The organism is Candidatus Binatia bacterium (assembly GCA_029243485.1).
GTDB lineage: Bacteria > Desulfobacterota > Binatia > UBA12015 > UBA12015 > VGTG01.
This window is the reverse complement of sequence record JAQWRY010000052.1, coordinates 115,516-127,872: the sequence shown is the minus strand read 5'-3', so window position 1 is coordinate 127,872 and position 12,357 is coordinate 115,516. Positions and strand designations below refer to the sequence as shown.

Below are 12,357 nucleotides of genomic sequence, written 5' to 3'. Positions count from 1 at the left end.
TCAGCCTCCGCAGTAGGGCGCGAGACCGCCGAGCTGCCGCCACGCGTAGTTGAGATCGGTCGGCGTGACCGTGTCGGGGTATGGGTAGTTGGTTGCGGCGAGGTCCTTGGAGACGCTGCAGGTGTTCGCGACCGCGTTTAGATGTGACGGGCTAGTAACGAACGCCAGCATGCTGGCCTCGTCTTCCCACAACGTGAGTGGGTGGATCGTGCCGCAGAGCTCCGATGTACCGAAGGCGTAGCCCGCTAGCCGCCCCCCCCCCCCGCAAGCTCGCGCGGAGGCAAGCGGAAACTGCTATGGAGGGCTCGTGTCGCAACGAACCGCCATGGTGACCGGGGCGAGCCGTGGGATCGGCAAAGCGATCGCCGTCGCGCTCGCCGCGGCCGGATACGACGTCGCCATCACCGCCCGCACGGTGCGGGAAGGGGAGGAGCGGGCCGCCGAAGGTCTTACCTCGAAACCGATCGGCGGGAGCCTCGACACGACGGCCGCCGAGATCGAGAGCCACGGAAGACGTGCCGTCTCGATTCCGCTTGATCTGCTCGAGCGCGAGTCCTTGGTGCCGGCCGCGCAGCGCGCGCTCGCGGCGCTCGGGCACGTCGACGTTCTCGTGAACAACGCGATCTTCGTCGGTCCCGGGAACCACGATCGCTTTCTCGACATTCCTCCGGACATCCTCGAGAAGCGGCTCTTCGCGAACGTCACGGCGCAACTTCTTGTGACGCAACCGATTCTCGCGGCGATGGTCGACCGGGGCCGGGGCACGATCCTGGGCATCACCTCGGGCGCCGGCCAGCGCCCACCGCCGGCCGCGCCCGGCGAAGGTGGATGGGCGATCGCATATGGCTGCTCGAAGGGCGGCTTCCACCGGATCGCGGGCCACATTGCCGTCGAGTACGGAGATCGCGGGATCGAGGCCCTGAACCTCCAACCGGGGCTGGTCGCGACGGAGAGGGTGCTCGCCTCGGGCGGACCGGTCGAGTGGATCGCGGAGCGAGGCGTGCCGCCGGCCTTGATCGGGAGGGTTGCAGCGCACGTGGCCGGAGAGCCTGCAGGGACGTTCGAGAACGGCAGCACCATCGAGGCGCAGCCGTTCGCTCGAAACCAGGGCTGGTTGAAGTAGCGTCGGGCGCGCGGCGCCGGAAGCATCGCGTCCTCCGCCGTGTCGAGTAAGCTGCCCAAATGGAGCTCCTTCGAGACGCGACGATCTATCTCTTCGCTGCGGTGGTGGCCGTGTCGCTGTTCCGGTACCTGGGGCTCGGTTCGGTACTGGGCTATCTCGCGGCTGGGATCGCGATCGGTCCGCAAGCCCTGGGTCTCATCGAGGACCCGGAGAGGATCCTCCACTTCGCGGAGATCGGCGTCGTTTTTCTCCTCTTCGTGATCGGGCTGGAACTCCGGCCGTCCCGCCTCTGGGTGCTCCGTCGAGCGGTCTTCGGGCTCGGTGCTCTTCAGTTGGTGTCCGCGGCCGCCGCCCTCGCCGGGCTCTTGATGGTGTTGCGGGGCAGCGGTCTCGCAGATGGCGTGGTCCTGGGGCTCGCTCTGGGGCTGTCGTCCACCGCGTTCGTCCTCCAGCTGCTTTGGGAGAAGGGAGACCTGCGGTCGCCTCATGGTCGCGCGGCCTTCGGAGTCCTGCTGTTTCAGGACCTGGCCGTCATCCCGATTCTGGCGCTCCTGCCTATCTTCGGAAAGGATCCGAACCCGGCCGAGGGCGACCCGCTCTGGGGATCGCTTGGGACCCTGGCCGCGTTGCTCGCGCTGGTCGTCACGGGCCGATACCTGCTGCGTCCGGCACTGCGCATCGTCGTTCACTCCAGGACGCACGAGATCTTCATCGCAGCGACGTTACTGCTCGTCCTCAGCGCATCGTTGGCGATGGTCAGCCTCGGTCTTTCAATGGCGCTGGGCGCGTTCGTCGCGGGCGTGATCCTCGCTGACTCCGAGTATCGCCATGAACTCGAGGCATCCGTCGAACCGTTCAAGGGACTCCTGCTCGGACTCTTCTTCCTCTCTGTGGGGATGACGCTCGACGTTGCCTTGTTCTTCGAGCAGCCGCTCCTCGCGCTTGGCTTGGCGTTCCTTTTCATGCTCGTGAAGGCGGCTCTATTGTTCGGTGCGGGCGTCGTGATGGGCGTCGGGGCCGGGCCGTCTCGGCGCATGGCGCTCTTGCTGTGTCAGGGCGGGGAGTTTGCGTTCGTCATTCTGTCCGCCGCTCCGGCGTACGATCTACTGAATCCGGAATCCGTGCGGCTGACGACTCTGATCGTGACGCTGTCGATGGGTCTGACGCCGCTCCTTGTGTTGATCGACGAACGCTTCCTCGTCCCGTGGTTGGATTCGGAGGCGCCGGCTCGGGAGAACGAGCCGCAACCAGAGGCTCATGAGGTGATCATCGCGGGCTTCGGTCGCACAGGGCAGGTCGTGGCGCGAATCCTTCGAGCGCGGGGAATCGAGTTCACAGCGCTCGAGCGTGATCCCGGCCACTTGGATTTCGTGCGGCGGTTCGGGAACACGGTCTACTTCGGCGATGCGGGTCAGCTCGACCTCCTGCGAGCGGCCGGCGCGGGCGATGCAAAGCTGCTCGTCGTGACGGTCAACGACGCCGCGGGCTCTCTACGGATCGTGGAGATGGCCCGCAAGCACTTCCCACAGCTCGAGATCTACGCGGCCGCGAGGAATCGTCAACACGCTCTGGCGTTGCGAGAGGTAGGGGCAAAGTACGTGATGCGGCTCACGTTCGTTTCTAGCCTGGAACTCTCCGAGGCCGTTCTGTGCGGGCTCGGGGCTCCGCCGGAACGCGCAGCACGCACGGTCGAGATCTTCCGCGAGCATGATGAGGCCACGCTCGAACACCAGTTCGCGCTTCACAAGGACGACGATGCACTGGTGCAATCCGCTCGGGAGGCCGAGGAGGAGCTGAGGCTCTTGATCGAGGCGGACGAAGAGATCGAAGCCGAGGTGGAAGTCGCTTAGTGGCGCGTTCGCCAGGGGGCGGCTACCAACCGGGCAGTCATGCGCGAGTTTCGTGAACGCTTCTATCGCAGCGGCCCGCTCCGGATTCACTTTCGGGACTGGGGCGCGCTGGACGCTCCGCCGTTGGTCCTGGTGCACGGCCTGCGCGATCACAGCCATTCCTTCGATGATCTCGCTCGCGGGCTGAGTCGCGACTACCGCGTCTACGCGGCCGATCTGCGGGGGCACGGGGACAGCGAAACGACTCCCTACTATGCGTTCGGCCATTTCGTAGGAGATCTGCGCAACCTCGTTCGGGCTCTTCGTCTCGAACGGCCGGTCGTCGTCGGACACTCGTTTGGGGGCGAGGTCGTCGGGCAATGGGCGGGTGCGTTTCCCGACGTCCCGCGCGCCGTCGTGATCCTGGAAGGTCTCGGTCCGCCCCCGCATCCGATGAAGTGGCGCGTCGCGCGGCATCGGATGGCGTGGAACGCGGTCGACCGCGCCCAGCGCGGCGTGCGCGGCTTGCCGGATCTCGAGGCGGCGTACAAACGACTTCGGGAGAAGAACCCGCGGCTCGCGGAGGACAAGGCACGGGAGCTCACCGAGCTGGGCACGCGGGCTCGCGAGGATGGCACGCTCGAGTGGAAGTTCGATCCGATGCTCGCGACGCTCAGCGTGACGGGCTCCTTCTCGATCGACTACATGCGTGCGTTCTGGGCCGAGATCCAGGCACCCGCGTTGCTGATCAATGGGAGTGAGTCGGGGGAGTTTTGGTTCGACAAGCCGGGTGCGACTTACCTTGAGCCGGACGAACTCGAAAGGCGGGTCGGATCATTCGGCAATGGGCGCCTCGTCGAGATCGATGGGGCCGGTCACATGTTGCATTTCGACCGGCCAGACGAGCTCCTCGCGGAGATCCGCTCGTTTCTCCAGACCGTGCCGGCCTGACGCGCTACCGCAGGACTCGTTCGGTCGCGAGGATCGACCACGATCCGCGCATCGTCATGAAGCGCACGACGTCCGCACCGACGACCTTCACGCTCGCGTCTTCCTTGTAGAACCGGGTCGTCAGGTCGGCTTCGGTCGCGAAATGGAGCTCGGCGATGCCGTCGACCTGCGGCGCGTCCGGGGAGAGGGGCTTGATGACGAAGTTCTGGACGTAACGGGCGATGCCGGGGTGGTGCTCTCGCGCGATCTCGGCGTGCTCGAGGTAACGCTCGCGAAACTCGCTAGAAGAGAGTTCCGGCAGGCGCCGTACGAACGCGACCATCTTGATCCCGGGCGACGTCGTGCCGGCGGGACGTTCGCCCAGGCGGTCCCAGTGGACGACCTCTTCGAGCCGGTACGTGTCTGCTCGGGCGACCGCGCTCGGGGGCGTCGCGGGAGTGGCCTTCGGATCCGCGAACCACTGGAAGCTGAGCGCGTCGCATCGGGCCCGCTGCGGCTTCTGGCCTAAGGCATCCGCGCGCAGTGCATCGGTCTCAAGCGGAAGGTGGATCGAGTGCTGGTCCGCCTGCGGGGCGCTCGATTCGTATTCCTGCCGGAACGCCTCGCGTGGCAGGGTCGGGGGGCGGTGGAGCACGAGGCCGAGCTTGGTCATGGCGGGAGCATGACGAAGTCGATTTCGGAATGATAGAGGAACTCCATGACGCTTCCGACGTTGGCCCTCGGCATTCCAAGTTACGGCCCGTTCTTCCCGCAAGGCGAGCTTCACGGCGTGGTGAAAGTCGCGCAGTTGGCGGAGGAGGCCGGCGTCGACAGCGTGGTCCTGCCCGATCACGTCGTCATGAGCGACCAGACACAACGGTACGAGTGGGGTGCCTTTCCGCTGCCGATCGAAACACCGTGGCTCGAGCCGATGACCGTTCTCGCGGCGATTGCGGGTGCGACGAGTCGCGTGCGGTTGGCGACGGGGATTCTGATCGCGCCGTTGCGTCCGGCGGTCGTGCTTGCGAAGACAGCGGCCACGCTCGACGTCCTCTCGCAGGGACGTCTCGATCTCGGTGTCGGAACCGGTTGGCAGAAGGAGGAGTTCGACGCCGTCGGGTTGGACTACGCAAAACGAGGATTGCTGCTGACCGAGATGATCGCGGCGTGTCGCGCCCTCTGGGGGCCGAGCCCGACGGATTTCGAATCCGAGACAGTGCGTTTCGAGAACATCTGGTGCGAGCCGAAGCCGGTGCAGAAAGAGCTGCCGATATTCTTCTCGGGGACGCTGACGAAGCGCAATATGTATCGCCTCACGCATCTCGGGGACGGGTGGATTCCGATCATGGGCGAGACGGTGGACGGGATGACCGAGGGAATCGCCCGCATCAAACAGGCGTGGACCGAGAACGGGCGTGATGCCGACAAGCTCCGCGTGCGCGGCACCCTGACCGTGGCCCAAGGCGCCCAGGGCCGACCGAACTTGAAGAAGACGCTCGAAGGTGCGCACGACCTCGGCGTGCGTGGCGCGACCGAGGTGCAGCTTCAGATGCTTGCCTTCGTGCGCAAGCCCGACGGGGCCGCCGCGTTCTTCGACGAACTAAGAGAGACGTGGGCCGCCGTCCGGGCGGCTGGGTGAATCCCGACAACGGCCCCCCGCTGCACGAGCGCCCCGGCCTGCGAGCGGCACTCGTCGTCTTCGGCGGCCTCATCTGTCAGATGGGGCTGGGCTACAACTACGTCTTCGGCGCTGTCGCGCCGGACATCATCACCGATTTCGGTTGGACGAAGGCCGAGTTCTCCGGCGCGCGCGCTCCCCAGCTCTGGGTCATGGCGCTGGCGAGTCCCTTGGTCGGCTTCTTCGTGGTGCGCTTCGGCGCGCGAGCGGTGCTCGTCACCTCCACGGTGCTGCTTGGTGGTTCATTCCTCCTCCTGAGCGGCATGGGAGCCTTGTGGCAGCTGTACGCGATCCTGTGCGTGCAGGCTTTGTCGGTCACGGGTCTGGGGGACATCACCGTCGGGCAGTTGGTCTCGCGTTGGTTCGGTCGGCATCGGGGCCTCGCGCTGGGGATCGTCTACACAGGGTCGAACCTGGGTGGCGCGCTCCTCGTACGGTCGGCCGGGCTGGCCGCGTCGCCCGGGGCCTGGCGGGACATCTTCCAGGCGATGGGGGGCGTGGCGTTGCTGGTCATGTTGCCCGTTGCGTTCTTCGCGGTGCGCGAGCCGCGGGGCCTCGAGGGAGCTGTCGCGGGTCCCGCGGAGGCTGATGCCGGTGATCGGGACCTGAGTTTGCCGCAAGCCCTACGCACGCGGAGCTTCTGGGTCCTGGCCGTCGCCCTCGCGACGTTTTTCTTCTACTTCGTCGCGATCCTGGATCACCTGGTGCTGCATCTCACGGAACTCGGGTGGTCTGCAGGAGACGCGCGCACCCATCTCTCGAACGCGATCCTCATCGGCATCGTGAGTAAGATCGGCTTCGGTTGGATCGCCGACCGGCTCGCGGCCCGCACGGCGACGCTGCTCGACTACGGCCTGCTCGCGGTCAGTTCGTTCTTCCTGCTCTTTCCGGCGAACGGGGCCACGACTTGGATCTTCGTGGTTTTGTTCGGCTTCTCGGCCGCTGCGCGGGACGTCGTCTATCCGTTGGTCATCGTGCACTGCTTCGGAGTGCGGGCGATGGCGCAGATCTACGGGGTGCTGATGCTGGCGCTGCCGGCCGGCGCGTTGGGGGCATGGTTCGCCGCCTCGGTGTCCGATGCTTCGGGCGGGTACGCGGCGGCGTTCCTGACGTTCGCGATCTTGAACGTGCTGGCATTCGCTGCGTTGCTGTTCGTCCGCGACGAGCGGGAGATCTACTCGACGTAGCCGAGGGCGCGCAGTTTCTCGGTGGTTCGGGCGTCGAGTTCCCGTTTGGGTGACGCGCCCGCTGCGAGGCTGAAATACGTTTCGAGGTGACGTCGGCCGATCTCGCGGAGCTCGTCGTCGTCGAGATTCTTCGTCTCTCCGGGGTCGGCACGAAGGTCGTAGATCTCGGTTGGCGTGGTCGACCCTTGGGGCGCGATCCACTTGTGCGTGTCGGTTCGGACGGCAATGAGCCGGCGCCCGGGGTTCGATGTGTCGGGGCCTTCCGCGAATCGAGGCTCGCCGACCGAGATCGCTTGTCCCTCGAGCGCGGGTCGCAAGCTTCGTCCTTGGAGGTTCGCCGGCGCCTCGATCTCGAGAAGGTCGAGGAGGGTCGGAACCACGTCGACGAGCGAGACCATGGAGTCGACGCGGACGTCGGGCGGAATGAGTCCGGGCGCCCACACGAGGAGCGGAACCCGAAGCACTTCGTCGTATACGCTCTTCGAATGGCCCATCTGACCATGCTCGGAGAATTCTTCGCCGTGGTCGGAGGTGAGAACCACGATGGAATCGGCGAGCACCCCGGTGCGCTCGAGTTCCCGCAGGAAGTCTGCGAGCGCGTTGTCGGAGTACCGTACTTCTCCTGCGTACTGATGGCGCAGGCGGGTCACCCATTTGGGCTCTCGGGCGGGGTCGAGATCGGCAGGGCGGGGCTCCACCATGTACTCGTCTGGCGGCTCGTACGGCGTGTGCACCTGGTAGGTGTGCAGGAAGAGGAAGAACCGCTCGCCGGCGTGCTCGCGGAGCCACCGCCGGCCCCGAGCGAGGGTCGAGTCGATCTGTCCCTCGGTGCTCCAGATTCCGAGCCCCTTGTTTTCGAAGTAGGAGTCGAAGCCGAACGCGAACCCCGTCTCGGCTAGCAGCATCGCGTTCTCGGTGACGGCGCCCGTTTGGTAGCCGCTCGCGGCCAGAATCTCGGCGAGGGTGGGAAGTAAGTCGCTCAGGACATCGTTCGCGAACCGAACCTGGTGGGTGATCGGGTACAGGCCGGTGAGGAGGCTCATGTGCGACGCCGATGTCGACGGGTACGTCGTGATCGACTGTTGGAAGACCGCTCCCTTTCGAGAGAGCTCCTCGAGTTGTGGTGTGACGGGCCCCCCTGACACGTTCGAGCCGAAGTGGTCTCCGCGCCAGGTATCGAGAGAGATCAGGATCAGATTGCGGCGCTTCCCGCGCGGCGTCTCCTGAAACACCTGGGGCGACCCCCACAAGGGAAAGCCCATTGCCGGGGCGTCGTCGGCGGGGTGCGCCTTGGTTCGTAGCCGAAGGCGAACCGTCCGCCCGGCGAGAGCGTCGAGCTCGATTCGCCGATCGAGCCAGGCACCGTCCCACGCGGCTGGGTCGATGGTCTCGCGGAACAGCTCGTGATCGCCTGAGTCCGACTGCGCCGTGATCTCGAAGTCGACCGGCGTCGCGAACGGCAGGCCAATCGGATAGATCGCGAGCCCGACGGACAGGAAGTCGCCCTCGCCAATCGCGATCTCGGTGCTCGTGAAGTCCCGCGTAGCGGGCGGCACGACGTACCCCCGAAGCTGAACCTCGAGGTCGCCGTCGCCATCGAGCGGTGGGAGCGTGGTCTCGAAGTCGAAACCGAAGAATCCGGAGTCCACGATCTTCGAGGAGGCGCGTTTGAATCCGGCGATCGCTTCGCCGCGGACGCGGGGCTCGATCAGCATCGGCCGACCCCAAAATTTTCGGGGCACGGAGCCCTCGACCACGAGCCGGTTGTCCGTGGGCCTCTTCGCTGTGCTCTCCCCCAGGGGGAGGTTCTCGAGGCAGCCGAGCGCCGGCCGGAAATCGTCGGAAACGCCGCACTGTTCGGGCTCTGCGCGGGGCAGCGGAGGATCGAGTTCACGCACGATCCGATACGCCGGGGCGTAGACGGCGGGTCGAGCCCCGGCGGGCGCCTGCTCGAACGAAGAACTCGTCACCGTTCGACGGCGCCGCTCGGCGACGCCGGGGTCGTCGGGCGCTCCGCGGCTACAGCCGGCCGCGGCCGTGAGGATCAGAAGCCCGAAGACGATCGCGGTGCGGCGCACGGGCGCAGACGATCAGCCGCCGAACGTGGCGGCGACGCGGTCGGCGTGTTCGTCGACCGTGCCGAACGTCGATTCGAGGACCCAGGTGCGCTTTAGGAAATAGTGAACGGGCACTTCCCAGGTGTACCCCATCCCGCCGTGCACCTGAACGCACGTGCGAGCGTTCTTCATCGCGCTCTCCCCGGCGACGAGCTTTGCTTCGGACACGACCGTCGCGATGTCGCCGACTTCGGGATGATCGAGAGTCCCCGCGGCTGCGTAGACCGGCGCCCGCGCGAGCTCCTGGCGAACGAACGTGTCGGCCAGCATGTGCTTGATTGCCTGGAAGGTCCCGATGGGCTTATCGAACTGCTGCCGTTCCTTCGCGTAGGCGACGCCCATGTCGCTCGTCGCTTCGGAAATGCCGAGAAGCATCGCGGCGCAGAGAGTGGCGCCGAGGAGGCCGAGGGCGCTCGAGCTCTGCGCATCGGCGATTCGCTCGCCTGCCGGTAGCTGCGCCGCGTGATGCACCGGCGTCAGCGGATCGAGCGGTGTCGTGACGAGTTCGGCCTCGATCTGGCCGGCGTCGATGCGCCACACGCCATCGGTCTTCAGCACGAGGACCACGTCGGCCGCCTCGAGGTGTTCGAGGACCAGCGGCGTGTGTCGATTCGATGTGAGGTCGAGACCCGTGACGACGGTCTTGCCGGTCGCGGCGCCGTCGACGAGTCCCGCGGCGAGATGGGTCCAAACGAGGGGGCCGGGTATGAGCGCGCGGCCGAGCTCTTCGAAAACGAGCACGGCGTCGACGTGCGAGAGCCCCAGACCGCCCGCGGATTCGGGGAGCCGCAGGCTGAAGACGCCCATGTCGGCGAGATCGGTCCAGAGGGTCGCATCGGTGGCGCCGTTGCCCATCTCGCTGACTTTTTCGATCGGGAATCGGCCGGCCGCGAAGTCGCGGAATCCGCGTTGCAGCTCCTGCTGCTCGCTACTGAGCTTGAACGCCATGGCTACTTGTCCTTGGGGAGCCCGAGGATGCGCTCGCCTATGATCTTGCGCTGAATCTGTGAAGAGCCGGCGGCGATCGTCATGGAGAGCGACTGGAGGGCCTCGTACGAGAAGTACTCGACGGGAAGTCCGCCCATGTTGGAGCGACCGAGCACGGCTCGCCCGAGAACGCGCATCGCCATGTCGCCGACGCGCTGCTTGAGCTCGGTGAAGAACAGCTTCACGGCGGATGCGCCGATGCCCGGAACCCCGGACTTGTCGGCCTGGCCGATCGAGAGCTTCAACATGTTCCAGAGGCTGTCGATGTCGGCTTGGAGGTGGCCGACCTCGCGGCGCAGTGTGGCATCGTCCCAGGCGCGCGTGCCGTGGTCGGTAACCTTCTGTGCGGCGGTGGCGATCTCGGAGAGCCAACGCTTCAGGTCGTACATCTCACCGGCGAAGGCAGTGCCTCGCTCGAAGCGCAGCGTCACGTTGGTGACCCGCCAGCCGTCGTTCTCTTTGCCTACGAGGTTCTCGACGGGGATGCGCACGTTGTCGAGGAAGACCTCGCTGAACTCTCCTTCGCCGTGAAGGGTTGGCAAGGGGCGCACTTCGATGCCGGCCAGATCCATTGGCATGATGAGCCAGCTGATGCCGCCGTGCTTGGGCACGTTCGGGTCGGTGCGAACAAGGAGCTCACAGTAGTCGGCGACCTGCGCGAAGCTCGTCCAGATCTTGTGACCGCTCACGACGTAGTGATCGCCGTCGCGCTCCGCCTTGGTGCGCAGGCTCGCGAGGTCCGACCCGGCGGTCGGCTCGGAGAAGCCCTGACACCAGACCTGCTCTCCCCGCAGGATGTACGGGATGTGCTTGTCCTTTTGGGCGTCGGTCCCCTCGACGATGAGCGTCGGACCGCCGTGCAGGAGGCCCACGAAGTTGACGCCGACGTACGGCGCCTTCGCGCGCGCGTACTCCTCGTAATAGACGAGTTGTTCGACGAGGGACGCTTGGCGGCCGCCGAAGGCCTTCGGCCAGCTGATGCCGGCCCAGCCCGCGTCGAACATCTTTTTCTGCCACCGGGTGTCCCAGGCGCGGCGCGCCGGCCAGTCCTCGCGGGGAGGGGGGGAGCCGTGCGCCGGAACGGCATCACTCAGCCAAGAGCGGAGCTCGTGGCGGAACTTTTCTTCGTCTTGCGTCGGTCGGAGATCCACAGATTGCCTCTGGATGAGGCTAGCTACTGGTCGGCCCGGGGGATCTCAACGCGGGCGGAGGCCGCCCGGGCCGCCACTGACGTTTACTGCCCCAGGCGTCGGCGCGTCATGATCAAGCCGTGCGTGAGATCGTACGGCGAGAGTCCGACGGTGACCGGGTCACCTGGAATCACTTTGATGTGGAATTTCCGGAGCCGCCCTGAAAGGCGGGCGGTGATCTGATGGCCGTTCGAAAGGTCGATGGAATAGTTACCACCGCCTAGAACGGCAGTAACCACTCCGTCGACTCGTGCGAGATCGTCACGCCCCATACTTAATATCGTCCTCTGTCACCGCCCCCGCCTCCACCGCCTCGGCGGTCTTCTCGGGGTCGTGCTTCGTTCACTGTGAGTGGACGCCCGCCGTGCTCTTGGCCCTTCAAGGCCTCGATGGTGGCCGCCGCTTCGTCGTCGCTCGCCATCTCGACGAAGCCTTTACTTTGTCCGGTTGCGCGGTCGGTGACTACCGCCGCGCTATCGATTGTCCCATGAGGGGAGAAGAGTTCCTTAAGGCCGTTGTCGTCGACCTCATAGGAGAGGTTGCCCACAAATAGCTTCTTGCCCACGGATTGCGATCTCCCAGGAGCCGAGCAGGCCCCCTCGAAGTTGGCCGCCAGGACGGCCGCCTCATCACCAGATAGCAAGCCCTAGGACTCGGGAAAAGCCTTAAAAAAGGCAGTCGTACCGCCTCTACGGCCTGCCGCGCGGGGTGCTAGACCATGGGGAGAGGGAGGATCGGATGAGCCTGCAAGACGACATTACTGAGGCATGGAAGACGGCCATGAAGGCGCGGGACGTCCGCAAGGACGCCCTGTCCCTGATCCGAAGCGAGCTCAAGAAGGAGGCCATCAACACCCGTAGCGAGGGGGCTTCGGACACCGAGCTCGGGGACGAGGCGGCGCTGAAGGTCCTGGGACGGATGGCCAAGCAGCGCAGGGAGTCGATCGTCGAGTACCACAAGGGCGGTCGAGACGACCTGGTTCAGCGCGAGCAGGCCGAACTCGAGGTCGTGCAGGAGTTCCTGCCGGCGGCGCTCTCGGAGGAGGAGCTCCTAGCGATCGTCGACGAGGTGATCGCAGAGACCGGAGTCTCCAGTGCCAAGGAAATGGGCAAAGTGATGGGCCCGGCCATGAAGCGAGCCGGTGGCCGCGCGGACGGTAACGCCGTGCGGGCGTTGGTCCAAAAGCGCCTCGGCGAGTAGGCCCGGGGGCGTCAGTGGCCCCACTCGAGGCCCCGGAGGGGCCCGGGGCATACCTTTACGGTCTCCAGGGACCTTGTTAGGTGGTTTTTCGATGTTCAACGGCCGCCGTGCGTCCT

General features: G+C 66.0%; 13 protein-coding genes. 6 read left to right on the top strand and 7 right to left on the bottom strand.

Annotation, left to right across the window (positions count from 1 at the left end):
- Entirely contained in the window at window positions 1-171 is a 171-nt protein-coding gene (locus P8R42_14640) for a hypothetical protein (GenBank protein ID MDG2305851.1), read from the bottom strand.
- Between the two features lie 136 nt (window positions 172-307).
- Between P8R42_14640 and P8R42_14635 the strand changes: the two genes are divergently transcribed.
- Genes P8R42_14635 through P8R42_14625 form a run of 3 tightly spaced genes read left to right on the top strand, consistent with a single transcriptional unit; the run spans window position 308 to window position 3,903 of the window.
- Window positions 308-1,123 (top strand): SDR family NAD(P)-dependent oxidoreductase, encoded by an 816-nt coding sequence (locus P8R42_14635; protein ID MDG2305850.1) that lies wholly within the window; start codon window positions 308-310, stop codon window positions 1,121-1,123.
- 59 nt (window positions 1,124-1,182) lie between these two features.
- Window positions 1,183-2,973: a monovalent cation:proton antiporter-2 (CPA2) family protein gene (locus tag P8R42_14630; GenBank protein MDG2305849.1), complete on the top strand. Its 1,791-nt coding sequence runs from the start codon at window positions 1,183-1,185 to the stop codon at window positions 2,971-2,973.
- Between the two features lie 39 nt (window positions 2,974-3,012).
- Window positions 3,013-3,903: an alpha/beta hydrolase gene (locus P8R42_14625; protein ID MDG2305848.1), complete on the top strand. Its 891-nt coding sequence runs from the start codon at window positions 3,013-3,015 to the stop codon at window positions 3,901-3,903.
- 4 nt (window positions 3,904-3,907) lie between these two features.
- On the opposite strand, the gene P8R42_14620 is transcribed toward P8R42_14625, so the two are convergent.
- Window positions 3,908-4,555: an EthD domain-containing protein gene (locus P8R42_14620; protein MDG2305847.1), complete on the bottom strand. Its 648-nt coding sequence runs from the start codon at window positions 4,553-4,555 to the stop codon at window positions 3,908-3,910.
- 45 nt (window positions 4,556-4,600) lie between these two features.
- Between P8R42_14620 and P8R42_14615 the strand changes: the two genes are divergently transcribed.
- Together P8R42_14615 and P8R42_14610 are read left to right on the top strand one after the other, a co-directional pair.
- The gene (locus P8R42_14615) at window positions 4,601-5,521 is read left to right on the top strand and encodes a TIGR03619 family F420-dependent LLM class oxidoreductase (GenBank protein MDG2305846.1); all 921 of its coding nucleotides are present in this window, start codon (window positions 4,601-4,603) and stop codon (window positions 5,519-5,521) included.
- Window positions 5,494-6,747 (top strand): MFS transporter, encoded by a 1,254-nt coding sequence (locus P8R42_14610; GenBank protein MDG2305845.1) that lies wholly within the window; start codon window positions 5,494-5,496, stop codon window positions 6,745-6,747. Before P8R42_14615 ends, P8R42_14610 begins: the two co-directional genes overlap by 28 nt.
- Here P8R42_14610 and P8R42_14605 read toward each other — a convergent pair.
- The 5 genes from P8R42_14605 to P8R42_14585 form a co-directional block, all read right to left on the bottom strand.
- Window positions 6,735-8,825: a sulfatase gene (locus P8R42_14605; GenBank protein ID MDG2305844.1), complete on the bottom strand. Its 2,091-nt coding sequence runs from the start codon at window positions 8,823-8,825 to the stop codon at window positions 6,735-6,737. The two genes, P8R42_14610 and P8R42_14605, sit on opposite strands and share 13 nt — an antisense overlap.
- Window positions 8,826-8,837: 12 nt before the next feature.
- Window positions 8,838-9,812 (bottom strand): acyl-CoA/acyl-ACP dehydrogenase, encoded by a 975-nt coding sequence (locus P8R42_14600; GenBank protein ID MDG2305843.1) that lies wholly within the window; start codon window positions 9,810-9,812, stop codon window positions 8,838-8,840.
- A gap of 2 nt (window positions 9,813-9,814) precedes the next feature.
- On the bottom strand, window positions 9,815-11,002 hold the full coding sequence (locus tag P8R42_14595; GenBank protein MDG2305842.1) for an acyl-CoA dehydrogenase family protein: 1,188 nt from the start codon (window positions 11,000-11,002) through the stop codon (window positions 9,815-9,817).
- Window positions 11,003-11,085: 83 nt separating this feature from the next.
- Complete coding sequence (gene infA / locus P8R42_14590) at window positions 11,086-11,313, bottom strand: translation initiation factor IF-1 (GenBank protein MDG2305841.1); 228 nt, start codon at window positions 11,311-11,313, stop codon at window positions 11,086-11,088.
- Between the two features lie 2 nt (window positions 11,314-11,315).
- Window positions 11,316-11,606, bottom strand: a complete 291-nt coding sequence (locus tag P8R42_14585) for an RNA-binding protein (GenBank protein MDG2305840.1) — start codon at window positions 11,604-11,606, stop codon at window positions 11,316-11,318.
- Between the two features lie 173 nt (window positions 11,607-11,779).
- On the opposite strand from P8R42_14585, the gene P8R42_14580 reads away from it, so the two are divergent.
- Complete coding sequence (locus tag P8R42_14580; protein MDG2305839.1) at window positions 11,780-12,241, top strand: GatB/YqeY domain-containing protein; 462 nt, start codon at window positions 11,780-11,782, stop codon at window positions 12,239-12,241.
- Window positions 12,242-12,357 lie beyond the last annotated feature (116 nt).